20 protein-coding genes are annotated in these 23,348 nt (G+C 63.0%); 6 read left to right on the top strand and 14 right to left on the bottom strand.

The genetic code is table 11. The features are described from left to right. Positions 1-55: 55 nt before the first annotated feature. The 5 genes from ACSZOQ_RS16095 to ACSZOQ_RS16075 all read right to left on the bottom strand — a co-directional run bounded on the left by ACSZOQ_RS16095 (position 56) and on the right by ACSZOQ_RS16075 (position 4,178). The gene (locus ACSZOQ_RS16095; RefSeq protein WP_439923434.1) at positions 56-397 is read right to left on the bottom strand and encodes an HPr family phosphocarrier protein; all 342 of its coding nucleotides are present in this window, start codon (positions 395-397) and stop codon (positions 56-58) included. After that, a complete protein-coding gene (locus ACSZOQ_RS16090; protein ID WP_439923433.1) occupies positions 394-795 on the bottom strand; it encodes a PTS sugar transporter subunit IIA in 402 nt (133 codons plus the stop codon). The genes ACSZOQ_RS16095 and ACSZOQ_RS16090 overlap by 4 nt, the downstream gene beginning before the upstream one ends. Before the next feature lie 130 nt (positions 796-925). Further along, entirely contained in the window at positions 926-1,453 is a 528-nt protein-coding gene (locus ACSZOQ_RS16085) for an HPr kinase/phosphorylase (protein WP_439923432.1), read from the bottom strand. Beyond that, entirely contained in the window at positions 1,450-3,267 is a 1,818-nt protein-coding gene (locus ACSZOQ_RS16080; RefSeq protein WP_439926100.1) for a stimulus-sensing domain-containing protein, read from the bottom strand. The genes ACSZOQ_RS16085 and ACSZOQ_RS16080 overlap by 4 nt, the downstream gene beginning before the upstream one ends. 209 nt (positions 3,268-3,476) lie before the next feature. Then, positions 3,477-4,178, bottom strand: coding sequence for a response regulator transcription factor (locus ACSZOQ_RS16075; RefSeq protein ID WP_292611076.1), 702 nt, complete (start codon positions 4,176-4,178; stop codon positions 3,477-3,479). A 215-nt stretch (positions 4,179-4,393) separates the two neighbouring features. Here ACSZOQ_RS16075 and ACSZOQ_RS16070 point away from each other — a divergent pair, with 215 nt between their 5' ends. The 3 genes from ACSZOQ_RS16070 (at position 4,394) to bla (ending at position 8,043) form a co-directional block, all read left to right on the top strand. Next, entirely contained in the window at positions 4,394-5,137 is a 744-nt protein-coding gene (locus ACSZOQ_RS16070) for a HugZ family protein (RefSeq protein WP_439923431.1), read from the top strand. A gap of 177 nt (positions 5,138-5,314) precedes the next feature. After that, entirely contained in the window at positions 5,315-6,931 is a 1,617-nt protein-coding gene (locus tag ACSZOQ_RS16065) for a phosphoenolpyruvate carboxykinase (RefSeq protein ID WP_439923430.1), read from the top strand. A 218-nt stretch (positions 6,932-7,149) separates the two neighbouring features. Further along, positions 7,150-8,043 carry a class A beta-lactamase gene (gene bla, locus ACSZOQ_RS16060; RefSeq protein ID WP_439923429.1) on the top strand — a complete coding sequence of 298 codons (894 nt, stop codon included), beginning with the start codon at positions 7,150-7,152 and terminating at the stop codon, positions 8,041-8,043. A gap of 23 nt (positions 8,044-8,066) precedes the next feature. Here the strand turns inward: bla and rocF are convergent, their stop codons facing one another. The 4 genes from rocF to ku all read right to left on the bottom strand — a co-directional run bounded on the left by rocF (position 8,067) and on the right by ku (position 13,101). Next, complete coding sequence (gene rocF, locus ACSZOQ_RS16055; protein ID WP_439923428.1) at positions 8,067-9,038, bottom strand: arginase; 972 nt, start codon at positions 9,036-9,038, stop codon at positions 8,067-8,069. Further along, complete coding sequence (ligD, locus tag ACSZOQ_RS16050; RefSeq protein WP_439923427.1) at positions 9,035-11,743, bottom strand: DNA ligase D; 2,709 nt, start codon at positions 11,741-11,743, stop codon at positions 9,035-9,037. The genes rocF and ligD overlap by 4 nt, the downstream gene beginning before the upstream one ends. A 170-nt stretch (positions 11,744-11,913) precedes the next feature. Beyond that, positions 11,914-12,102, bottom strand: a complete 189-nt coding sequence (locus ACSZOQ_RS16045) for a hypothetical protein (protein WP_439923426.1) — start codon at positions 12,100-12,102, stop codon at positions 11,914-11,916. Between the two features lie 12 nt (positions 12,103-12,114). Further along, on the bottom strand, positions 12,115-13,101 hold the full coding sequence (gene ku / locus ACSZOQ_RS16040; RefSeq protein ID WP_439923425.1) for a non-homologous end joining protein Ku: 987 nt from the start codon (positions 13,099-13,101) through the stop codon (positions 12,115-12,117). A gap of 275 nt (positions 13,102-13,376) precedes the next feature. On the opposite strand from ku, the gene ACSZOQ_RS16035 reads away from it, so the two are divergent. Continuing rightward, the gene (locus ACSZOQ_RS16035) at positions 13,377-13,745 is read left to right on the top strand and encodes a hypothetical protein (protein WP_439923424.1); all 369 of its coding nucleotides are present in this window, start codon (positions 13,377-13,379) and stop codon (positions 13,743-13,745) included. Between the two features lie 83 nt (positions 13,746-13,828). On the opposite strand, the gene ACSZOQ_RS16030 is transcribed toward ACSZOQ_RS16035, so the two are convergent. The 5 genes from ACSZOQ_RS16030 to ACSZOQ_RS16010 form a co-directional block, all read right to left on the bottom strand. Next, positions 13,829-14,011 (bottom strand): hypothetical protein, encoded by a 183-nt coding sequence (locus tag ACSZOQ_RS16030; protein ID WP_439923423.1) that lies wholly within the window; start codon positions 14,009-14,011, stop codon positions 13,829-13,831. Positions 14,012-14,214: 203 nt separating this feature from the next. Next, the gene (pyrE, locus tag ACSZOQ_RS16025; protein ID WP_439923422.1) at positions 14,215-14,778 is read right to left on the bottom strand and encodes an orotate phosphoribosyltransferase; all 564 of its coding nucleotides are present in this window, start codon (positions 14,776-14,778) and stop codon (positions 14,215-14,217) included. 91 nt (positions 14,779-14,869) lie between these two features. Beyond that, positions 14,870-15,505 (bottom strand): LysE family translocator, encoded by a 636-nt coding sequence (locus ACSZOQ_RS16020; RefSeq protein WP_439923421.1) that lies wholly within the window; start codon positions 15,503-15,505, stop codon positions 14,870-14,872. 21 nt (positions 15,506-15,526) lie between these two features. Then, positions 15,527-18,577 (bottom strand): DNA polymerase I, encoded by a 3,051-nt coding sequence (gene polA, locus ACSZOQ_RS16015; RefSeq protein WP_439923420.1) that lies wholly within the window; start codon positions 18,575-18,577, stop codon positions 15,527-15,529. An 84-nt stretch (positions 18,578-18,661) separates the two neighbouring features. Further along, a complete protein-coding gene (locus ACSZOQ_RS16010) occupies positions 18,662-19,708 on the bottom strand; it encodes an acyltransferase family protein (protein WP_439923419.1) in 1,047 nt (348 codons plus the stop codon). 288 nt (positions 19,709-19,996) lie between these two features. On the opposite strand from ACSZOQ_RS16010, the gene hrpB reads away from it, so the two are divergent. Together hrpB and ACSZOQ_RS16000 are read left to right on the top strand one after the other, a co-directional pair. Next, positions 19,997-22,537: an ATP-dependent helicase HrpB gene (hrpB, locus tag ACSZOQ_RS16005; protein WP_439923418.1), complete on the top strand. Its 2,541-nt coding sequence runs from the start codon at positions 19,997-19,999 to the stop codon at positions 22,535-22,537. A 130-nt stretch (positions 22,538-22,667) separates the two neighbouring features. Next, a complete protein-coding gene (locus ACSZOQ_RS16000) occupies positions 22,668-23,195 on the top strand; it encodes a TIGR02281 family clan AA aspartic protease (RefSeq protein WP_439923417.1) in 528 nt (175 codons plus the stop codon). The last annotated feature ends 153 nt before the right edge of the window (positions 23,196-23,348 follow it).

The raw sequence follows: 23,348 nt of genomic DNA, 5'->3' as shown, positions 1-23,348 counted from the left end.
GAGAACGGATCATCTGGGCGGCCGCAGGCAGGACGGCCGGAACACGTTCGCAGACTCAATCACCTTCGCCGAACTTGCTACTGACGAGCTCGGCGATCGCCGCGATCGCGGCTTTGGCTTCGGGGCCGGTTGCGGAAACCGTGATCGTTGTTCCAATCCCCGCGGACAGCATCATCAATCCCATGATCGAATTGCCGCCGACGGTCTCGCCGTTGCGCGTGACGCTGACGTCGGCATTGAAGCGCTCGACCATCTGCACGAATTTCGCGGATGCCCGCGCATGCAGGCCACGTTTGTTGACGATAGAGATTTCACGGGAGACCGCGCCGGTGGCCGATGCTTTGTTCGCCGCCGGCGCGTCGTTCGACGAGACTGCGTCGTCAGGCTTCCCGGTCATTTCCCGGCGAGCACCCGGCTGGCAATCGTCACATATTTGCGCCCCGCTTCCTGCGCAGCCGCGATGGCTTCTGGCAGCGGGAGATCGTTGCGCACCTTGGCAAGTTTGACGAGCATCGGAAGATTGATGCCGGCGAGCACCTCGACCTTGGGCCGGCTCATGCAGGAGATCGCGAGGTTTGAAGGCGTGCCGCCGAACATGTCGGTGAGAATGGCAACCCCGCTGCCACTGTCGACGCGATTGACCGCTTCGATGATATCGCCCCGGCACAGATCGGCATCGTCTTCGGCGCCGATGGTGATGGCTTCGATTTGCTTTTGCGGGCCCATTACATGTTCGAGCGCCGCCTTGAACTCATCGGCGAGGCGCCCGTGGGTCACAAGTACCAGACCAATCATTGAAAACTCCTCGCGGGTGCTTTTGGTGCACCGCACGAAAGGGCCACTTTGACCATCCGGAGGCCTCACGCAAGGGGGAACAGCGCGTTTTTCCCTGAAAAGCAGGTCCGCTCCGAAAAGCCGGGATGGTCTACTCCGTGGCTATACTGCAGTTTATATGGTTACCAGATTCCTCCGGGCAATCGGCAGTGGAGCGAGTGTCGCTGCAACCCGGAATGGTCGTTAGCGCGGCGATGACTATCGGAAGTGGTGAAAAGCCGTCCGCAATCGGGATTCGGGCCAGTTCGACTCCTAATAAGGTGGTTCGCAGCGCTTTTGGTGGGGGAAGGCGCTCGGCATCGGGCGCGTCGAGATCGATCACGAGGCCGACCGGCGCCTCCGCAACAAAAGCGGTGCAGCGAATGCCGAGTCCGCGGATTTCCATTAGTCCCTCAAGTTCAGGGGTCGGCCTGACGAGGAGCTGGTCGCGGACCGGCTCTAGGTAAAGGCGGTCGTCGCCGACCAGCGTCGCCGCAGGAATCTGGCCGCTGCGGCCGGCCAGGATGAGATCGAAGGCGAGACGGGACTTGCCGGCGCCGGAGGGCCCGCGGATCAGAACGGCGCGATCTCCCACCAGCACCGCGGAGCCATGGATCGTCGGGCCGGACGACGCGGTCATGGCGCGGGAAGCCGAACCACGAAGCGCGCGCCCGCGATCCGCGTGTCGCCTTGGGCATCGGTCGGGCCGGGGCGGTTTTCTGCCCAGATGCGTCCGCGATGCGCTTCGATGATCTGCTTGGAGATCGACAGGCCGAGGCCGGAGTTCTGGCCGAAGCCCTGGTGCGGGCGGTCGGTGTAGAAGCGTTCGAACACACGCTCCAGCGCGTCGGGCCGAATGCCGGGCCCGTCGTCGTCCACCACGATCTCGATTTCGGATTTCCGGCGCCTGCACACGATGCGCACCCGGCCTCCGGATTTTGAGAACGATTGCGCATTGGTCAGGAGATTGGAGATCACCTGGCCGAGCCGCGAGTCATGCCCCGGTACCGAAAAGGCATCGGCCCGATTACCCTCGAAGCGCACGTCGACGCCGACGTCGTGGCCAAGCTTGGTTTCGTTCGCGACCGACGTCAGCGTGGTCAGCAGGCGGCGGACATCGACCGGGGCCACATCCTGACGCTGTAATTCGGCGTCGAGACGGCTTGCGTCGGATATGTCGGAGATCAGCCGATCAAGCCGACGCACGTCGTGCTCGATCACCTCGAGCAGGCGCGAGCGGCTGGTCTCGGTCTTCGCAAGCGGCAGGGTCTCCACTGCGGAGCGCAGCGAGGTCAGGGGATTTTTCAGTTCATGAGAGACGTCGGCCGCGAAAGTCTCGATCGCCTCGATGCGGTTGTAGAGCGCGTCGGTCATGTCGCGCAGCGCACCGGACAGGTGGCCGATTTCATCGCGGCGGCGGGTAAAGTCGGGGATCTCGATGCGCGTCTTGATGCGGCGGCGGACACGTTCCGCGCTGTCGGCGAGCCGCCGTACCGGCCCGGCGATGGTGCTGGCCAGCAGCAGCGACAGCACGATCATGACGACCACGGCGACGCCGAACACTTTCAGGATCGCCAGCCGTTCCGCCATTACCATCTGGTCGATGTCGTCGCCCTGCGTGGACAGCATCAGCGCGCCGAAAATGGTGGCGCGGGGACGCTCTACCGGAACAGCCACGGAGACGATGATTTCGCCGCGGTCGTTGATACGCACCATGCTGGACTTCTCGCCTTTGAGCGACTGCGCAACCTCCTGGTAGCCGTTTCCATTCTCGGGGCCGAGTTCGCGGTAAAGCGGAAGGTCTCCGCGATTGAGCCAGGTGCGGATCGCGATCGTCGTGCGCTCCACGAAGCCGGGCTTGACGTCGGTCGGAGGTGGCAGTTCGAAACGAATGACATCGCCGCGACGAAAAAGGCTGCGGCTGTCGAGGATCAGCACGCCGTCGCGGTCGTAGATGCGCGCGCGGGTTTTGGTCGGAGAGATCAGCCGCCGCAGCACCGGAGCGACGCGCTCGGGATTAATTGGAAAATCCAATCCCGAGAATTCCTCCGGCGCGCCGTAGCTCTCACCGGGCTTGAGATCGAGCAGGCGGTCGGGGTCGACGGTGATGGTGTTGGTCTCTACCGTCGCCGAAGCGGCAATCGCGCTTGCGATGATCTCGCCTTGCACCAGCAGGCTTTGCGCGCGCGCGTCGATCAGGCCGGCGCGGAATTGTGAGAGATACAGAATGCTGGCTGCCAACGCGATCAGGCCGGCCAGATTCAGCGATACAATGCGGCGGGTCAGGCTTGAAAAGCTGAGCGTGAAAAAAAACTGCCCGGCACGGCTCAACCAGTCCAGCGGCCACCGCCAGCGTGGCGTCGGCTCGACATGATCGGCAGGGGTTTCCGGCGCGAGCACCTGCGAGGTGTCCTCGGTATCCGGATTGAGATCAGGCTGCGTTCGATCCAGCAATGACTGAAACTGCCCGGTTATCGGTCCCACAACTCACTATCATCCTTCCCCACGCAAACGCTTCGCGTTTGTCGCTGAGGATGCGTCCAAGGCGACGAACGCTTCGTGGTCGCCGGCGGCTCCTGCCTTGGATGTGAACCGCGCATCGGGAATACCTACCCCAAGCATGGATCGGCTCGCCGGCTGCCCGCCCCGGAAATGACAGCTTATCAGGTTTCCTTGAAGCGGTAACCCACGCCGTAGAGGGTTTCGATCATCTCGAAGTCGTCGTCGACGACCTTGAACTTCTTGCGCAGTCGCTTGATGTGGCTGTCGATGGTGCGGTCGTCGACATAGACCTGATCGTCATAGGCGGCATCCATCAGCGCATTGCGGCTCTTGACGACGCCGGGACGCGTCGCCAGCGCCTGCAGGATCAGGAATTCCGTGACGGTCAGGGTGACGGGCTCGTTCTTCCAGGTGCAGGTATGGCGCTCCGGGTCCATGCGCAGCAGGCCGCGGTCGAGCGCCTTGGCGTCGGTTTCCTTGGGCGCCGCCGCCGGGTCTTTCGGGCAAGCGCGGCGCAGCACCGCCTTGACGCGCTCCACCAGCAACCGCTGCGAGAATGGCTTGCGGATGAAGTCGTCGGCACCCATCTTGAGACCGAACAGTTCGTCGATCTCTTCGTCTTTGGAGGTGAGGAAAATAACGGGCAAGTCGGATTTCTGACGCAGCCGTCGCAGTGTCTCCATTCCATCCATGCGCGGCATCTTGATGTCGAGGATCGCGAGATCGGGCTGACTGGTGCGGAAGCCGTCGAGTGCCGACGCACCATCGGTGTAGGTCATGATGCGATAGCCTTCGGCTTCGAGCGCGATCGAGACCGATGTGAGAATGTTGCGGTCGTCATCGACCAGAGCGATTGTGGGCATATGCCTGCTTTCCGAAGCGGATGGCGAGACGCGAACAATTCGAACGTCTGCCGTTGGAGTGGCTCAAAGAACGCGGTCAACGAGCAATGCAAGCTGGGCTGAAGTGTGACCGAGTTTCCCGGAAACGCGCGAAAGACGCCACAGTTCCGTGCCTGTTCAACTTCTGCTTTTAGCCTGAGAGAGTCGTTTTTTCAAATAGAATTGAGGACTTAGCCATGCAGCCGACCGCCAATTTCACAGCCTCAAACCTTGCCCGATCGCTGCTGCGCCGAAGCCGGCAAGGCGCGCTGGCAACCCTGATGCCGGGCAGCGGAGACCCCTATTGCTCGCTCGTCAATGTTGCAAGCTATTACGATGGTTCACCAATTCTTCTCATTTCGCGCCTTGCGGTACATACGAAAAATGTGATTGCCGATTCCAGAGTATCGTTGATGCTGGACGAGCGCGCCGAAGGTGATCCGCTTGAAGGCTCGCGGATCATGGTCGGGGGAACCGCCGAGGAGGCAGGCGGGGAACTCAGGACAACCCTGCGCCGGCGTTATCTGAACGCTCATCCGTCGGCGGAATCCTTCGCGGATTTTAACGATTTTTCGTTCTTTCGAATTCGGCCGACAGGCGTTCATCTGGTAGCCGGCTTCGGGCGGATCGTCGATCTCAAGCCGGAAAAGATTCTGACCAGTCTTGAGGGCGCGGACGCGTTGCTCGAGTCCGAACAGAATGCGATCGATCATATGAATGCCGATCATCTCGACTCGTTGAATCTCTATGCGACGCGATTGCTCGGCGCGAAAGCCGCCGACTGGCGCTGCACCGGTTGCGATCCTGATGGCCTGGACATGAGTGCCGAGAAGCATGACGCGCTGCGGCTGGATTTTCCGCGGCGGATCGCCGCCCTGGGCGAGCTTCGCGTTGTTTTGAAGGAACTGGCGGAAAAGGCTCGCGCTACAAACCAACCTTGATTGGCCTCGGTCGCCTTTGGATCGACCGGGTTACCCGGGATCGGCTTGGCCGGTCCCCGCGTTCATCAATATCCGTTCGCCGGATCGAGGCCGGATGGGCTATATTGAGGTCGTTGCGGCAGAGGCGCGGTTGGCTGAGATCGCGCCGGTAATACGGAGTTCGAGGAGGAATTCTCCGTGCAAGAGATGGGCGTGCGTAACGGCGCCTTCGGCGCCGGCAAATGCGGCTTGAAGAACGTCAAGGCCGTGTACTGGAATTTCGGCGCGCCGCAACTTTACGAGCACGCGCTACGTAACGGCGAAGCGATGGTGAACGCAGACGGCGCGCTTTGCGCCGATACTGGCGTGTTCACCGGCCGCAGCCCGAAGGACAAGTTCACGGTCCGCGACGCGACCACCGACAAAAACATATGGTGGGCCGGCAACCAGTCGATCACGCCGGAGCAATTTGCAGCGTTGTATGCCGACTTCCTCAAGCACGCCGAAGGCATGACGCTGTTCGCGCAGGATCTCTATGGCGGCGCCGATCCGACATTGCGCGTCAAGACTCGCGTTTTCACCGAACTGGCCTGGCACTCGCTTTTTATCCGTACGCTGCTGGGTCGGCCGGAAACGTCGGAGCTCGCAGGCTTCGTTCCCGAACTGACCGTCATCGACCTGCCGAGTTTCCGCGCCGAGCCAGAACGGCACGGCGTCCGCTCGGAGAATGTCGTGGCCCTCGATTTCGCCCGCAAGGTCATTCTGATCGGCGGATCTCACTATGCCGGGGAGATGAAGAAGAGCATCTTCACCACGCTGAATTACTTTCTGCCCGACAAGGGCGTGCTGCCGATGCACTGCTCGGCCAATGTCGGCCCCGACGGCGACAGCGCGATCTTCTTCGGCCTCTCGGGAACGGGAAAAACCACGCTGTCCGCCGATCCCAAACGCACGCTGATCGGCGACGACGAGCATGGCTGGAGCAGGGATGGCATCTTCAATTTCGAAGGTGGATGCTACGCCAAATGCATCAGGCTGTCGCAGGAGGCCGAGCCTGAAATCTATGCGGCCTCGAAACGCTTCGGCGCGGTGCTTGAAAATGTGGTGCACGACGAATCCACCCGCGTGCCTGATTTCGATGACGGCTCGAAGACCGAGAACACCCGTTCGGCCTATCCGCTCGAATTCATTCCGAACGCGTCGTTGACCGGCTGCGCGGGTCAGCCGAAAAATCTGGTCATGCTGGCCGCCGATGCCTTCGGCGTGCTGCCGCCGATCGCGAGGCTAACGCCAGCGCAGGCGATGTATCATTTCCTCTCGGGCTATACTGCGAAGGTGGCGGGCACCGAGCGCGGCCTTGGCAACGAGCCGCAGCCCGAATTCTCGACGTGCTTTGGCTCGCCGTTCCTGCCGCGCGATCCCAGTGTTTACGGCAACATGCTGCGCGAGTTGATCGCGAAGCACAACGTCGATTGCTGGCTGGTCAACACAGGTTGGACCGGCGGCAAATACGGCACCGGCCGTCGCATGCCGATCAAGGTCACGCGCGCGCTGCTCGGCGCGGCGCTCGATGGCTCGCTGCGCGATGTCCAATTCCGCACCGACAGGTATTTTGGGTTCGCGGTGCCGACGTCGGTGCCCGGCGTGGAGCCGCATATCCTCAATCCGATCAAGACCTGGGCCGACAAGGCCGAGTTCGACAAGACCGCGCGCGCCCTGGTGGGCATGTTCCGGAAGAATTTTGCCAGATTCGAAAACGACGTCGATGCCGAGGTCAAGGCCGCGGCACCCGAGGTGAAGGTTGCGGCGGAGTAGGCGCGCATATCAATTTTATGAAATCAAAGAAACGGTTCGATCAGCCGCCTTTTTTAATCCCGAGTCTTCTTATTAGAGCATGATCCCGAAACCTGAAAAAACGGCTTCGGATAAGATCATGCTCAATAAACTGGTGCGGGATCTTCATGTCACGGGTGATATTATGACGCTTCAGCTTTCGACGGCTCGGCGCAACGGAACATGAGGACGCTTCGAAAATGATCGGCAGACGACGATTGTTGCGTGCGGTGGGTGCGGGTCTCGCCGGGCTTGCCGTCATGGGTCGCGCAGGCCGGGCGCGGGCCGCGGCGGCATTGCAGGAGAGGTTTGTCGATGAATTGAGGCGGCTGGAGGCCGAAAGCGGCGGACGGCTGGGCGTCACCCTGCTCGATACCGGCACCGGCCAGCGCGTCGGGCATCGGATGGACGAGCGATTTCCGATGTGCAGCACCTTCAAGGTGCTGGCGGCGGGCGCTGTTCTTCATGGCGTCGATACGGGCAAGGAAAGTCTGGCGCGACGGATTTATTTCAGCGACGCCGATCTTGTGACGCATTCGCCGGAGACGCAGAAGCATGTCGGCCCGATCGGCATGACCGTCGCCGAACTGTGCGAGGCTGCCATGACGCTCAGCGACAACACCGCTGGCAATCTGCTGCTTGCAAGCATCGGTGGCCCGCAGGGGCTGACCGCCTTCGTGCGGTCGCTGGCCGACGACATGACGCGTCTCGATCGCATCGAGACCGAACTCAATGAGGCGGCATCGGGCGATCCGCGCGACACCACCACGCCGAACGCGATGGCCTCCGATCTGCGTGCGCTCGTGCTGGGCGATGTGCTGTCGGCGAAATCGCGCGTGCAACTCGTCGGCTGGCTCGCCGCTAATACGACCGGCAGCAGACGCCTGCGCGCCGGATTGCCGGCCGGCTGGCGCGTCGGCGACAAGACCGAAACGGGCGAGCGAGGAACGGCGAATGACGTCGCTGTGATCTGGCCGCCGGACCGGGCGCCGTTTGTTGTAACGGCCTATCTCACGGGTGCTACCGTTTCGGCGGATCGGCAAGATGCTGCTATGGCGGCCGTCGGGCGTGCGGTAACGACCGCGCTCGCATGATTTGCGCGATGCGGGCGCCGCTGTCAGCCTCCGCTCAGCGTATTGCTGGGGGTTGGACGGTCGGTGATCTGCTGTCCGAACAGGCTCGCGATTAACTCGACCGCGACCCGCGCGGTCCGCCCGCGTTCGTCGAGGAACGGATTGAGCTCGACGATATCGACCGAACAGACCAGTCCGGAATCGTACAGGAGTTCCATCACGAGATGCGCCTCGCGATAGGTCGCGCCGCCGGGAACGGTGGTGCCGACACCGGGTGCGAGGCCGGGATCCAGCACATCGAGATCGAAGCTGAGATGCAGTACGCCATTGCGCGCTTTGACCCTTTCGATGACACGGTGCATCAGCACCGCCACGCCGAACTCATCGATCGCGCGCATGTCGGCAATGGCGATGCACCGTTCGTGCACCAGCTTCTTCTCGAGCGGGTCGATCGAATGGATGCCGAACAGGTCGAGATGCTCGGGCGTGATCGAAGCGCGCGTCTCCTCGCCGAGCAGGCCGTCGAGTCCGGGCTCGCCGCACACAAAAGCAGCGGACATGCCGTGCATGTTCGCTGTCATCGTCGTCAGCGGCGTGTTGTAGTCGGCGTGGGCGTCGAGCCAGAGCACGAACAATTCGCGTCCCTGTTCCTGCCAATAGCGCGCCACGCCGTTAATCGAACCCATCGACAGGCTGTGGTCGCCTCCGAGAAAGATCGGAATGGCGCCGGACTTCGCCAGATCATAAGCGCGCGGGCTGAGCGCGCGGATCCATGCCCGGATGTCGCGGTAGTGGTTGGCGTTTGCGGGAATCTGATCGGTCGCCTGCGCGACCTGAGCGACGGAGATGTCGCCGTGGTCCATCACGTCAATGCCGAGGCTTTCCAGCACCGGCTTGATGCCCGCGGTGCGCAGCGCCGCCGGCCCCATCAAGGTGCCGCGTTGCGCCGCGCCCATGTCGATGGGAACGCCGAGCAGCGCAACCTTTCCGGCCCGGCCAGCGCTAGCTTCCGTCATCGGATGAGCTTTCCGATTGCGGCCTGCAGTGGGCGGGCGGCCTTGTCGTAGTCCGACCAGGCCTTGCTCTTTTTCAGGAGGTCCGGCGCGCTGCGAAGCGTGAACCGTTTCGGATCGAGGTCGATTTTTACCTGCGACCAGTTCAGCGGCATCGACACGGTGGCGCCGGGGCGCGCGCGCGGCGATAGCGGCGCGACCGCGGTCGATTTGGTATCGTTGCGAAGATAATCGAGAAAGATTTTGCCCTCGCGCTGCTTCTTCGACATGTTGATGAGATATTTGTCGGGTGTGTCAGTTGCCATTTGTTCGCAGACGGCCTGCGCGAACATTTTCGCTTGCTTCCAGTTCAACCGGTTCTTTTGCGTGATTGCAAGCGGCGTGACCACGTGCAGGCCCTTGCCGCCGGTGGTCTTGCAGAAGGTTTCAAGCCCGAGCGCTTCGAGGCGTTGCTTCATCTCCTTGGCCGCCGCGATCACATCCTGGAATGTGACCTCCGGCGCCGGGTCGAGATCGAATACCAGCCGTCCTGGCACCTCATACTGATCGGGCGCGCAATTCCACGGATGCAGTTCGAGCCCGCCGATCTGCGCCACGGCGACCAGCGCCTCGACGCGGTCGATCTGCAGGTAGGGCTTGCGGTCACCAGACACCTTCGCTTCGGTGACAAGGTCTGACAGGCCGGGCATGGCGTGACGCTGGAAGAAGCTCTCGCCGTCGATGCCGTCGGGAGCGCGCAGGATGGAGCACGGACGTCCCTGAATGTGTGGAAGCATCCAGCCGCCGATTGTTTCCATGTAGGCGGCGAGGTCGCGCTTGGTAACTGGCTGCTTGTCGCCGGCGTCTGGCCACAGCGCCTTGTTAGGGTGCGAGATCGCAACGCCCATGATCGTTGCGCGATCTCGCGTCGTGGACGTGCGCGGCTGGCGCGATGTCGTCATATCAGTGCGTGTTGTCGCCGCGGCTCTCGCGCCGAGCCTTGTTGCGCCGAGCCTTGGGACCGTCGCACGGGCCGGCGTCTCCGCCCTGACCTCACGGGCCGGCTTGTCCGCGCGCAATCCCTTGAAGGCCGCCTGGCGGATCATGCCGTCGGCAGTCCAACCGGCGAATTCGATCTCGGCAACGAGTTCAGGCTTCAGCCAATGCACGTCGCGGCCGCCGGTCGGAGCGTTCTTGCCGGAGAACGGACTCCTCGACGCGGCGGCGGCTTTCAGTGCCGGCATGATGCGCTTGACGGTATCGCGTCCGTAGCCGGTGCCGACGATGCCGGTATAGACGAGGCGGTCGCCATTGTAGACACCGGCCATCAGCGAGCGGAATTTCCCGTCCGTGGTTTTCCAGCCGCCGATCACCACCTCATGGCCGGGGCGGCTCTTGATCTTGAGCCAGCTTCCGCCGCGGCCGGCGCGATAAGGCGCGTCGGCCCGTTTGGAGATGATGCCTTCAAGGCCGGCGTCGCGGGCTGATGCGAGCATCTGTTCGCCGTCGGCGTCGAAATGCTCGACATAGCGGATGGGCGCGCGGGTCGATTTCGCAGAGCGCCCCAGCAACTTGCGAAGCCGTTCCTTGCGCGCGAGCAGCGGCAGCGGGCGCAGATCCTCACCCTCGGCGAACAGCAGGTCGAACGCAAAGAACACGAGATCATCCGTGTTGCCATCGGACAGCGCGGCCTGCATCGCCGAAAAGTCCGGATCGCCCTTCTTGTTGAGCGCGACGATCTCGCCGTCGATGATGGCATCGGGCAATTTTGTAGCCGCGCTCGCGATAGCCGGAAATTTGTCGGTCCAGTCGAGGCCCTTGCGCGTTTTGAGCGTCACGTCGCCGTTCGCGATCTGCATCTGAATGCGGTAGCCGTCGAACTTGATTTCATGCACCCAGCCGTCTGCCGACGGTGGGCGTGCCGATATTTCGCAGAGTTGAAGTCCTGCGAAGTCCGGCATCTCGCTCTTGATCGCGCGGGCCTTGCTGGCTTGGGTCTTGGCTTTCTTCGGCGCTCGCTTGCGGGCTGATGCAGGTTTGGCGCTCGTCTTTGTCGCGCGAGCCTCGGCAGCAACGCCTTTGTTCGAATTCCACACGGCATCAGAGCCTGCGATCCGCCTGGTCATCATGAAGGGCTCCGGCGCCTTGCCTTTGCCTTCCTCGATTTGTTTGAACGTTCGCCCGGACGCGACCGAGCGGTCGTCATTCAGCACCGCTTCGCCGCTGCCTGGTCTGGCATAGTCGTCGCGGTGCTTTATCAGCAGCCAGTTGGTGCGTTTGCCGCCGCTGCGGTCGTGCTTCATCCGCACCAGCACCCATTCGCCTTTGAGCTTCTCGCCCATCAGTGCGAATTTGAGGTCGCCCTTAGCAAGGCCCTTCGCCGGGTCTTCAGCGTACCAGTAGCCGCGGTCCCAGATCTCCACGGTACCGCCGCCATACTGGCCCTTCGGGATCGTGCCCTCGAAGTCGCCGTAGTCGAGCGGGTGATCCTCGACCTCCACTGCCAGCCGCTTCTCTGTTGGATCGAGCGAGGGTCCGCGCGTCACGGCCCAGGACTTGAACACCCCCTCATATTCGAGGCGAAAGTCGTAATGCAGCCGGGTGGCGTCGTGCTTCTGGATCACGAAGCGCCGCTGCTTTGAGGCCGCGACGCGCGCCTTGCCGCTCGGCTCGGCGGTTTTCGTAAAGTCGCGCTTCTTGCGGTAGGTGCTGAGTTTTCTGGAGGGCACGGCGTCGGTTCCAATGAAAGCGTTTTCGAGCGAAGTGGGTACCGGTTCGCGTGAAGAAAACGCGTCAAATCAAAATCATGGAGCTTCACTTCTGATTCCATCAGAAGCGGGCAGACTCCAAGGATCACACGATGTGCAACGCCCGGAAACGCTCGCGGGTGCCGCGACGTTTACGATTTTTTACGTTTCGCGCCCGCGCTCTTGCGCAACGCGTCCTTCAGGTCGACCGGCACGCCGTGCTTTTTCAAAAGGTCGGCAAAAGCCTCGTCGGCCAGATCCTGAATCGTCGCCATGCGATCGCGGCCGAGTTGCGTCAACGCGGTCATGGTCTCGTCGTCGAAGGCGATCAGCTTGCGCATCGGCGCGGCCGGCTAACCGGCCTTGCGTTTCGCGGCGGAGCCCTTCGCAGCAGATGTCTTTGCGCTGGATGTCTTGGCCGGGCGCTTCGCAGGCTCGCGCTTAGTCTCCTTCGCGGCGGCCTTCTTGCCCTCGATCGGAAACAGCATCTCACGCTGGCCTTCGACGCGCTTCCTGGACTTCTTGCCCTTCGCCGGAGCTGCCTTGGCCGGGGTCGGCGCAGATTTGCCCCCCTTCAGGCTCTGCCTCAAGGCGTCCATCAGGTTGATGACGTTGCCTTCGGTTTTCACTTTGGCCTTGGCGATGGGGTGGCCCGCTTTCTTCTGCTCGATCAGGTCGAGCAGCGCTGCCTCATAGTGATCCTCGAAAGCGGTCGGCTCGAAGTGGCCGGACTTCTGCTCGACGATATGCTTGGCGAGATCGAGCATGTCCTTGGTGATTTTCACGTCCTTGATGTCGTCGAAATAGTCCGACGCCTTGCGCACCTCGTAGGGGTAGCGCAGCAGCAGGCCGACCAGTCCATTGTCGCGCGCTTCCAGCGCAATGATGTGTTCGCGGTTGGTCAGCACCACCCGCGCCAGTGCGACCTTGCCGGTGGCCTTGATGGTGTCGCGGATCACGGCATAGGCGTCGTGGCCGACCTTGCCGTCCGGCACGAGATAATACGGCCTGATGATATAAAGGTCGTCGATCTCGGCGCGCGGCACGAACTGGTCGATCTCGATGGTGTGGGTGGACTCGAGCGCGATGTTATCGAGTTCGTCCTTAGTCACCTCGAGATAGCTGTCAGTGTCGATCTTGTAGCCCTTGACGATATCCTCGTTATCGACGTCCTCGCCGGTTTCCGCATCGACTTTCTGATACTTGATGCGATGTCCGGTCTTGCGATTGATCTGGTTGAAGCTGACCTTCTCGGACTCCGAGGTCGCCGGAAACAGGGCGACGGGACAAGTCACGAGCGAAAGGCGCAAAAAGCCTTTCCAGTTCGCACGCGGGGCCATCGGACAAAAACTCCAGACGCGACGGGACGGCAGAACGAGATCAATATCATGAAGGGCCAAACGTTCCGAGTCGGGAACGTGGTAAACGCGCGGCGTCAGCGTCGCAGGCCGCCCGGGTTCCCGTTGTGTTCCAACACAAGCCGACGGCTTTCTGTTTCAAGTTGTTTCGCCGATGCCGCCGGCAATCGTCCGAAACAGGATGCAAGGTCCGATTAACCAGCCGCGCCCGTAGTCCGTGCATCGAATCGTCGCCATCGCTTCAGCGCGGAGAATTCATGTCCGACATCTACAGCATCCTGTCATCAGCCTATACGGCAACACCGGCAACGCCGGCATCGAACACGCCGTACACCAACGTCGATCCGACGCTCTATCAGGGAACGTGGTCGGGCACGTATTCAAACAACAACCAGAAATTCGAGCTTACGGTTTCGGAGGTCAACGGATTTCGCGCACAGGTGAAATATCAGAGCGGCAGCACGGTGCAGTATCAGAGCGTGCTGATCAAGGACGGTTCGTTCCGGATCGGCGACACTAAGTTCTCGCTCAACGCCAACGGCGGCGCGAGCGTAGGCACCATCATCACCAGCCCGGTCGATGGCAGTACGACCCTGATCCAGGGCAGCGCGACGCTGGACACATAAGTTGGAGGACGGGACGCGTCCGGTGGGCGTCGCAAAAAAAGCCCCGGCGGTGAGGCCGGGGCTCGCAGGCGGCTGTTGCAGTCTCAGGTGCTGTTGGGCACCCACTTGCCGAACGGGATCGGGCCGTGGCCGCAATCGGTATAGCCGAGATGCAGCGTTCCCTTGTCGGTCACGATGGTGGTCTCGTTCGTGACGCAATCGCCACCGCCGACGAGATCAAGTTCGTCGATGGTCAGCTCGCGTTGCTCATCACGGGTCTTGTTCATCGCAAGTCTCCTGTTGTGGGACGGAGGGACGATCCGCTCCGCCCCAAGAGGCTTACGGGCAGCGCAATAACGCCGTTGTGACCTCGATCACAATGCAGGCCAGCCCTGGCCGCCACGACGTTTGAATGCGCAGAGATAGAGAAATCTTATTATCAGAACAAATTAACCTGTCGGCGAACGTCATCGGCGGGCGCTGGACGCTTCTACGGGCTGAGGAACTCGCTCGCCTTGAACAACGCCCGGAACGGCACGCCGGCCTGCGCGAAGGTTTCTGCCGCGCCTTCCTCCCGGTCCACCATGGTGAAGACCAGCACGATCTCGCCGCCGGCCTCGCGCACCGAGTCAACGGCCTTGATGGCGGAGCCGCCGGTGGTGGTGACGTCCTCGACGATGACGATGCGCTTGCCCGTGAGGCTCTCGCCCTTGGCGAGGCCTTCCACCGCCAGCCGCGCGCCGTGTTCCTTCGGCTTTTTGCGCACGAAGAATGCGGCGATCGGCTGATTTTTCAGCCACGACAACTGCGCGATGGCGCCCGCGAGCGGCACCGCGCCCATCTCGAGGCCGCCGATATAATCGAGCCGGTCATCCTTGAGCGCCTCGAAGCTCAGTTCCGCGAGCAGCGCCGCGCCCTCGGGATCGAGCATGGTCGGCTTCAGGTTGAAGTAGAAATCGCTCTTGCGGCCCGAGGCCAGCGTGATTTCGCCGCGCCCGAACGAGCGTGTGCGGATGATCTCGGCGAGGCGGGTGCGGGAGGCGGGTTGGGACACGGACGAGCTCGACAGGTTGGCGGCAATTTAGCGATGATCGGGAGGGTGAACCACTTTTCCGCGCGCCCATCAACAGTTCAATGCAGCAAGATCAGCGGGCGGTGCTGAAGGCGAACCAGATAGCTATGGCAGCAAGCGCCACCGCCAGCACGCGCCGGATGGTCCTGCGCTTGTCCGGCGTTTGGACCACGTTTTGCAGGCGCGAGGCGAGCAGCACGATGACGAGGTGGACCAGCGTGGCGATGCCGACATAGAGCGCCGACAGCGCAAGCGTCTGCATCGCGACCGATCCTTTGCCGAGCTGGATGAAATCCGGCAGCACCGCGACATAGAACACCGCCGCCTTGGGATTGAGCAGATTGGTGATGAGGCCGCGGCGGAACGCCAGCGCGGGGCGGGCGTCGGGATCGCCGGCTTTTTCGGGGGTGGTCTCCGCCTCGCTCGCCCAGGCCTCCCAGGCGAGCCACAGCAGATAAACGACGCCGCCCCAACGCAGCACTTCGTAGAGCAGCGGCGACTTGTCGATCACCGCGCTGAGACCGAGCGCCGCCACAAAGCCATAAACGGAGAGGCCGAGCGCGACGCCGACAACGGCGGCGAGGCCGGCGCGGATGCCTTGCGACAGCGAGAGCGCGGCGAGATATGCCATGTTCGGCCCCGGCGTCATCTCGATGACGAGCGAGGTCAGCGCGAAGGCGGCGAGCGGGCCGGTGAGGACGCTGCCCATTGGTCAGGCCGTCAGCATGGTCTAATGCGCCTCGTCCCAGTTGTCGGCGGCGCGGGCGTCGACCTGCAACGGTACCGAGAGCAACACCGCCGGGAACGGCGCGTCCTGCATCACATGCTGCACGACCGGGAGCGTCGCGGCCACCTCGTCGTCGGGCACTTCAAAGATCAGTTCGTCATGGACCTGCAGCAGCATCCGCGCGGACAGCTTCTTCGCCGCCAGCGCATCGTCCATCTGCGCCATGGCGCGGCGGATGATGTCGGCGGCGGACCCTTGCAGGCGCGCATTGATCGCAGCGCGCTCGTTGAAGGCGCGATGCGATGGGTTCGGCGACTTGATGTCGGGGTAGTGGCATTTGCGCCCGAACAGCGTGGTGACATAGCCGTGCTCGCGGCAGAAGTCGCGCGTCCCATCCATGTAGGCGCGTATGCCGGGAAAGCGCTCGAAGTACTTCTTGATGTAGGCCGCCGCCTCCTCGCGAGGGATGCCGAGCTGGTTGGCGAGGCCGAACGCCGAGATGCCATAGATGATGCCGAAGTTGATGGCCTTGGCGCGGCGGCGGATTTCGCCGGGCATTCCCTTGACCGGCACGCCGAACATTTCCGATGCGGTCATGGCGTGGATGTCGAGCCCGTCGCGAAACGCCTGCTTCAGCACCGGGATGTCGGCGATCTCGGCGAGAAGCCGCAGTTCGATCTGGGAGTAGTCGGCGGAAACCAGCTTGTGACCCGGCGTCGCAATGAAGGCGCGGCGGATTTTTCGCCCTTCTTCGTTGCGCACGGGGATGTTCTGCAGGTTCGGCTCGTTCGACGACAGCCGCCCCGTGGTGGTAGCGGCGAGCGCATAGGTCGTGTGCACACGCTTGGTCTGCGGATTGACGTATTCCGGCAGCGCGTCGGTATAGGTCGATTTCAGCTTCGAGACCTGTCGCCAGTCGAGAATCTTGCGCGGGAAATCGTGGCCCTGCTCGGCGAGCTCGTCGAGGATCTGCGCCGAGGTCGACCATGCGCCGGTCTTGGTCTTGCTGCCGCCGGGCAAGCCCATTTTGCCGAACATGATGTCGCCGATCTGCTTCGGGCTGCCGACATTGATCGGCTCGCCGGCAAGCTGCTGGATTTCGGCCTCCAGCCGCGCCGCGGTCTGCGCGAATTCGCCTGAGAGGCGCGATAGCACCTGACGGTCGATGGTGATGCCGCGCCGCTCCATCCGCGCCAGCGTCGCGATCATCGGCCGTTCCAGCGTCTCGTAAACCGCATTCATGCGCTCGGCGACTAGCCGCGGTTTCAACACCTGCCAGAGCCGCAAGGAAAGGTCGGCGTATTCCGCGGCGTAAGCCGTGGCGCGATCGATCGTTACCTGATCGAAGGCAAGCTTATTCCTTCCGCTGCCGATCAGTTCGCCGTAGCTCAAGCTGGCATGGCCCAGCCAGCGCTGCGCCAGCGATTCCAGATCGTGGGCGCCGCGTCCGGCATCGAGCGCGTAGGAGATCAGCTCGACGTCATCGTGGTTCTGCATGACGATGTCGTGCTGGGCCAGCAGCACGGCGGTAAACTTGACGTTGAAGCCAACCTTCAGGTGGCCGCCGGATTCGAGGAGCGGCTTCAAGAGCTTCAGCGCGTCACGGATCGCGATCTGATCGGGCGCAAGGCCGGCGGCGAACAGGCCTGCGCTGTCGCCGGCCTGCTTGTGGCTGAGCGGAATATAGCATGCGTCGTTCGGCGCGAGTGCCAGCGCGATGCCCGACAATTCCGCCTGCATCGGATCGATGGTCGGCGCCAGCGCCTCGACGACGAAGCTGCCGTGATTCTCGATGCGAGCGATCCAGTCCCGCAGCCGGTCGAGCGTGCGGATGGTCTCATATTTTGCGCGATCGACCGGTAGCCTGCGCACCGCTTCAAGGCGGATCGCGGCGAGGGCCGCCGGTGTTTTGATCTGCGTGTCACCTGCCGTTGTCGCTTTGCGGGCAGGAACGACATTCGCGTCGCTGCCATGGCCGAACAGGTCTCCGGTAAGCGTACCTGAAGACGCTTTGGCCGCTGCCGAAGAGGTTCCGCTGGCGTTTTTCCCGTCCGGCTCGACCTCGGACGCGTTGATCTCGGAATAGTCCGCGACGCGCTTGGTCAGCGTCGTGAATTCCATCGCCTTCAGGAATGCAATCAGCTTGCGCGCGTCGGGCTCCTGCACCGCAAGCTCGTCGAGCGGCACGTCAAGCGCGACCTTGTCGTCGAGCAGCACCAGCTGACGCGAGATACGGGCTTTCTCGGCATTCTCGATCAGCGCCTCGCGTCGCTTCGGCTGCTTGATCTCGCCGGCGCGCGCCAGCAGCGTTTCGAGGTCGCCGTATTCGTTGATGAGCTGAGCTGCGGTCTTGACGCCGATGCCGGGTACGCCCGGCACGTTGTCCACGCTGTCGCCGGCCAGCGCCTGCACCTCGACGACTTTTTCGGGCGGCACGCCGAATTTCTCGATCACCTCGGGGATGCCGAGCCGTCGGTCCTTCATGGTGTCGAACATGGTGACGCAGTCGGTGACGAGCTGCATCAGGTCTTTATCCGAGGACACGATGGTCGCGGTTGCGCCGCGCGCGCAGGCCTCGCGCACATAGGTCGCGATCAGGTCGTCGGCTTCAAACCCGCCCTGCTCGATGCAGGGCAGATCGAATGCCTTCACGGCTTCACGGATCAGCGCGAATTGCGGAATCAGGTCGTCGGGCGCGGGCGGCCGATGCGCCTTGTAGTCGGGATAAAGCTTGTTGCGGAACGTCACCTCGGATTTGTCGAAGATGATCGCGAGGTGCGTCGGCTTGTCGCCCTTTGGCATGTCGCGCAGCAGCTTCCACAGCATGTTGCAGAAGCCGAGCACGGCGTTGACCTGCAGTCCGTCCGACTTGCGGTTCAACGGCGGCAGCGCGTGATAGGCGCGGAAGATGTAGGAGGAGCCGTCGACCAGAAAGACGTGCTTGCCCTGCATGCCGGTACCCGCTGCCGCTATCGCCGCAGGAGCCTTCGCGGGGGTGGTGTTGGCTGTGGCGGGTTCCGCAACGGCGGGTTTGGTGACCGGCTTTTTTGGCATGGCCGCAACTTAAGGATTTTTGCGGCGAAAGACAGCCCCCGCTTTCGCGGAGATGACGTCTTTGGGTGCGGCGACCGTGTTGCCTTACTCGGCCGCCTGAAGCGTGGCCGTGCGTTTCTTAGGCGCGATCCAGAACGCGTCGGGACGCTCGAACAGGAAATTCGCCCGCGTGTTGCGGCAGGCCCACCAGATCAGCACCGCGCCGATCACGCCGACGATGGTGACGATCAGCGACACTAGACCGATGTCCTGGATGACGCCTACCTTCAGTAGCACTGTGCGGGTGATTGCCATCGGCAGGAAAAAGGCGAGATAGATGACGATGGAATGCTCGCCGCAATAGCGCACGAAGCTCAGCCAGTGCATTTTTGCCAGCAACGTGCCCATGATGATGATGGCGCAGGCGCCGGCCAAGCCAAGTGCGAGCGAGACGATCGGCCATTCGCTGGCGCCGGTGTAGACGAGGCCGGCGTTGGTGACCGCCCACAGCGCCAGTCCGGCGAGTGCAAGCGCCGGATAGGCGCGGGCACGGTTCGACAGGGCAAACACATGGCTTGCGAACAGGTAGCCGGAATAGATGTAGACGAGACGGGCAGCGAATTCGTCGATCAGCGTCCAGCCAGTTGAGACATGCGCCATCTCGAGCGCCGCGGCAGCGCCCCAGATCGCCCATGGCGAGACGTTGCGTGTGGCCTTGATGACCACGAAGAACACCGGCAGCAGATAGATGAACCACAACGTGCCGAACGGGTCGATGAAGGACATCAGGTAAAGACGGGCGACGCCCGGCCAGCCCACTTCGGCGGCGAACGACGGCGCCTTGAAGCCGAACTGGATCGTCACCCACAGCACGTAGAAATACGCAAAGTGCACCACCTTGCGGTCGAGGTAGGTGCGCCAGTCGCGATTGATGACGACAGACAGGAACAGGCCCGAAATCAGGAAGAAGTCCGGCATCCGGAACGGCTTCGCGAAGGCGACCACGAGGTGCATGAAGCCGGTTTGTCCGGCTGCGGCCTCGACGCCCAGCACCGAGTGCATCATCACAACCATGATGATGCAGATACCTTTGGCATAGTCGACCCAGTCGACTCGTTCGTTCTTCAGCGTGGCTGTGCCGTTTCCGGTCATCGGTGTCTCTTTTCGGCGCGATAGGACGCGTTTAGAGGAGGATCAGTTTCATTCTCCTTTCCCCAATCAAATAATGTGCCGGGTTTCAGGGGATCGTGATCGGGTCGAGGTATCGCTTTGCACGGGTGGGGGCGGTGCGCTGGGTCTGGTTCAACTGTGTTGAACCAGACCCAGCCTTAATCCTTTTGATTGAGCATGATCTTGTCCGAAAACCGGTTTCCACTTTTCGGGATCATGCTCTAAGAGCGGGCGGCGCCCCGTTAACCATGCCGCGCTCCGGACTGTCCCTTGACGAAAACGTTTGCCACACCGCTTCCAATCGACGCCGTGCTCGATGAGCTCAGGCGGACGCTTGGCGCGGGCGATACGGCGGTGCTAGTGGCGCCACCCGGCGCCGGCAAGACGACGCGGGTGCCGCTGGCACTACTTGATGCGCCCTGGGTTACGGGCAAAAAGATTATCGTGCTGGAGCCGCGCCGGATCGCGGCGCGCGCCAGCGCCGAGCGAATGGCGCAGACGTTGGGCGAGCGCGCCGGCGAGACCGTGGGCTACCGCGTGCGGTTTGGTTCAAAAGTCTCGCGTGCGACCCGAATCGAAGTCGTCACCGAAGGAATCTTCTCGCGACAGATTCTCGACGATCCTGAACTGACAGGCGTCGCCGCGGTGCTTTTCGACGAGTTTCACGAACGCTCGCTCGACGCCGACCTGGGGCTGGCGCTGGCGCGCGACGTTCAGATCGGCTTGCGGGAGGATTTGCGCATCCTCGTGATGTCCGCGACCATCGACGGCGCGCGGATCGCAAAACGTCTCGGCGGCGCGCCCGTGATCGCAAGCGCGGGCCGCGCCTTCCCGGTCGAGACGCGCTATCTCGGCCGCAAGGCGGATGCGCCGTTGGAGCGGCAGATGGCTGAAGCGATCGCGAAGGCGCTGCGCGCCGATGCAGGTTCCGTGCTGGCGTTCCTGCCGGGCGCGGCCGAAATCCGCCGCACGCAAAATATGCTCGCTGAACGGGTTCACGATGCATCCATCGAGATCGTGCCGCTGTTCGGTGCGCTCGACGCCGCCGTACAGGACCGCGCCATCGCACCGGCCCCGAAAGGACATCGCAAGGTGGTGCTGGCGACCTCGATCGCGGAGACCTCGCTGACCATCGAGGGCGTGCGCATCGTGGTGGATTCCGGCATGGCGCGGGTGCCGCGCTATGAGCCGGACATCGGCCTGACGCGGCTTGAGACGATCCGCGCCTCGCGCGCCGCGGTGGACCAGCGCCGCGGCCGCGCCGGCCGCACCGAGCCCGGCGTGTGCTATCGGCTGTGGGACGAGCCGCAAACGGCGTCGCTGCCGGCCTACACGCAACCTGAAATTCTCAGCGCCGATCTGTCGACGCTTGTGCTCGATCTCGCGCAGTGGGGTGTCAGCGACCCCAATACGCTGACGTTTCTCGATTCTCCGCCTGCGCCTGCATTGAACGAGGCGCGCAATCTGTTGCACGAGCTTGGCGCTCTCGACGCCGATGGCCGTATCACCGACGAAGGCAAGAGTCTGCGTGCGCTGGCATTGCCGCCACGGCTTGCGCGCATGATCGTGGATTCGCATCGACTTGGCGCAGGTCGTGAGGCCGCCGACATCGCGGCGGTGCTGACGGAGCGTGGCCTCGGCGGCGATAGCGTCGATCTGGACGCGCGGCTCGACACTTTCCGCCGCGACCGCTCGCCTCGCGCCGCCAGCGCAAGGCAACTCGCGGAGCGGTGGGCGTCGCAGGTAGACAGTGGCCCCTCACCCGCCTCGCCAAGGGCTCGGCACCCTCTCCCCGCAATGCGGGGAGAGGGTCGCGAGACGCAAGGCGTCGAGCGGGGTGAGGGGCTCTCCACCGGCACGATGCTGGCTCTCGCCTTCCCGGATCGCGTTGCGCGCAATCGCGGCAACGGGTCGTTCGTGCTCGCCAACGGCCGCGGCGCGTCGGTCGATCAGGCCTCCGCGCTGGCGCGGGCGCCCTTTATCGCGGTTGCTGAACTGACCGGTACTGCAGCCAACGGCCGCATTCTGCTGGCCGCGCCGATCACACAGACGGACATCGAATTGCGCTTCGCGGATCAAATCGAGACCGGCGACGAGGTCACGTTCGACCGCGCGGCGATGGCGTTGCGGGCGCGGCGCCGGAAACGGCTGCATGCGATCACACTTTCTGAGACGCCGCTGGCGGTCGTCCCATCGATGGCGACGGCGCGCATCTTCGCGGAAGGCCTGATGGGTGCGGGACAGGACCGCTTGCCGTGGTCGAAACCGCTGAAGCAGTGGCGCGACCGGGTGATGTTCCTGCGCGCGGCTGAGGGCGAGGAGTGGCCTGATCTCTCCGAGAAAGGACTTGCAGCCGAAATCGAAACCTGGCTGGTGCCGACTCTATCAGACAAGGCCTCGTTGAAGGATTTTTCCGCCGGCGATCTGTCGGATGCACTGATGGCGCTGCTGCCGTGGAATTTGCGCGCGCGGCTGGAGCGCGAGGCGCCCACGCATTTCGAGGCGCCGACCGGGACGATGCTGGCGATCGATTATGAAGCCGAGCAGGGGCCGACGATCGCCGTCCGATTGCAGGAACTGTTCGGCCTGACGGCGCATCCGTCGATTGCGCAAGGCAAGGTGCCGCTGGTTCTGGAATTACTGTCGCCGGCGCATCGCCCGGTGCAGGTGACGCGCGACCTGCCGGGCTTCTGGCAGGGCAGCTATGCCGCCGTCCGCTCCGACCTGCGCGGGCGCTATCCCCGACATCCCTGGCCGGAAGATCCGGCGAGTGCGCTGCCGACGCGGCGGGTCAAGCCGCGCGGGACCTGAAGCGCGTACGTTAACGCTTCGCTCATCCTTTTCCCAAATAAAGAACCTCACCGCCGTCGTGGAATATGGCTGGCCGTGGACTGCGCGTAAGATCGCAGCTGTCGTTCGGGTCTGTCAGTGAGTATGCGCCATGCGTAATCTGATGATTTTTGCCGCGCTTCTTGTCGGCGCCGGCAGCTACATGGCGCAAGTGGCTGACAAGGTGACCGCAACTGCGGCGGCACGGGCGACGACACCCGCCCAGCAGACAGCATTTGAAACGATTCAGGATAACACCCAGGCCGGTAGCCGCAGCGTCAGCATCGCGCGCGACGGCCGCGGTCATTTCCAGACCGACGGTCGGATCGACGGCCAGCGCGTCGGCTTTATGGTCGATACCGGCGCATCGGTGATCGCGCTCAACGAAACCTCGGCGGCACGGATCGGCGTACGGCCCTCGCAGAACGACTACGATGCGACGGTGACCACGGCCAACGGCAAGGTCAAGGCGGCGCGCACCCGGCTCGCCATGGTCGACGTCGGCGGGCTCATCGTGCGCGATGTCGACGCCCTGGTGCTGCCTGACGAGGCGCTGTCGGAAAACCTGCTGGGCCTGTCGTTTTTATCTAAACTCAAGCGCTTCGAATTTGCGAACGGACGAATGGTGCTGGAACAATAGTCCGCCGCCGCTGATTAAAGCTGCGGCGACGCGCACCGCTGTGCCGTTGCGAATTATGCCGCAATTGCCGTTCACAGACCTATAGCGTTTTCGAGCGAAGTGGGTACCGGTTCGCGTCAAGAAAACGCGTTAAAACAAAAAGCTTGAGCCCGG

It is taken from the genome of Nitrobacter sp. JJSN (genome assembly GCF_051912485.1).
Taxonomy (GTDB): Bacteria; Pseudomonadota; Alphaproteobacteria; order Rhizobiales; family Xanthobacteraceae; genus Nitrobacter.
The sequence above is the reverse complement of the archived record's forward strand: the minus strand, read 5'-3'. Positions and strand labels throughout refer to the sequence as shown.

Bases quoted from the DNA above. Each gene is read 5' to 3' on its own strand.
- ACSZOQ_RS16095 (WP_439923434.1), bottom strand. From the start codon at position 397: ATGACCGGGAAGCCTGACGACGCAGTCTCGTCGAACGACGCGCCGGCG.
- ACSZOQ_RS16090 (WP_439923433.1), bottom strand. From the start codon at position 795: ATGATTGGTCTGGTACTTGTGACCCACGGGCGCCTCGCCGATGAGTTC.
- rocF (WP_439923428.1), bottom strand. From the start codon at position 9,038: ATGACGGAAGCTAGCGCTGGCCGGGCCGGAAAGGTTGCGCTGCTCGGC.
- bla (WP_439923429.1), top strand. From the start codon at position 7,150: ATGATCGGCAGACGACGATTGTTGCGTGCGGTGGGTGCGGGTCTCGCC.
- polA (WP_439923420.1), bottom strand. From the start codon at position 18,577: ATGCCAAAAAAGCCGGTCACCAAACCCGCCGTTGCGGAACCCGCCACA.
- ACSZOQ_RS16070 (WP_439923431.1), top strand. From the start codon at position 4,394: ATGCAGCCGACCGCCAATTTCACAGCCTCAAACCTTGCCCGATCGCTG.
- ku (WP_439923425.1), bottom strand. From the start codon at position 13,101: ATGGCCCCGCGTGCGAACTGGAAAGGCTTTTTGCGCCTTTCGCTCGTG.
- ACSZOQ_RS16045 (WP_439923426.1), bottom strand. From the start codon at position 12,102: ATGCGCAAGCTGATCGCCTTCGACGACGAGACCATGACCGCGTTGACG.
- ACSZOQ_RS16010 (WP_439923419.1), bottom strand. From the start codon at position 19,708: ATGACCGGAAACGGCACAGCCACGCTGAAGAACGAACGAGTCGACTGG.
- ACSZOQ_RS16075 (WP_292611076.1), bottom strand. From the start codon at position 4,178: ATGCCCACAATCGCTCTGGTCGATGACGACCGCAACATTCTCACATCG.
- ACSZOQ_RS16035 (WP_439923424.1), top strand. From the start codon at position 13,377: ATGTCCGACATCTACAGCATCCTGTCATCAGCCTATACGGCAACACCG.
- ACSZOQ_RS16085 (WP_439923432.1), bottom strand. From the start codon at position 1,453: ATGACCGCGTCGTCCGGCCCGACGATCCATGGCTCCGCGGTGCTGGTG.
- ACSZOQ_RS16030 (WP_439923423.1), bottom strand. From the start codon at position 14,011: ATGAACAAGACCCGTGATGAGCAACGCGAGCTGACCATCGACGAACTT.
- ACSZOQ_RS16000 (WP_439923417.1), top strand. From the start codon at position 22,668: ATGCGTAATCTGATGATTTTTGCCGCGCTTCTTGTCGGCGCCGGCAGC.
- ACSZOQ_RS16020 (WP_439923421.1), bottom strand. From the start codon at position 15,505: ATGGGCAGCGTCCTCACCGGCCCGCTCGCCGCCTTCGCGCTGACCTCG.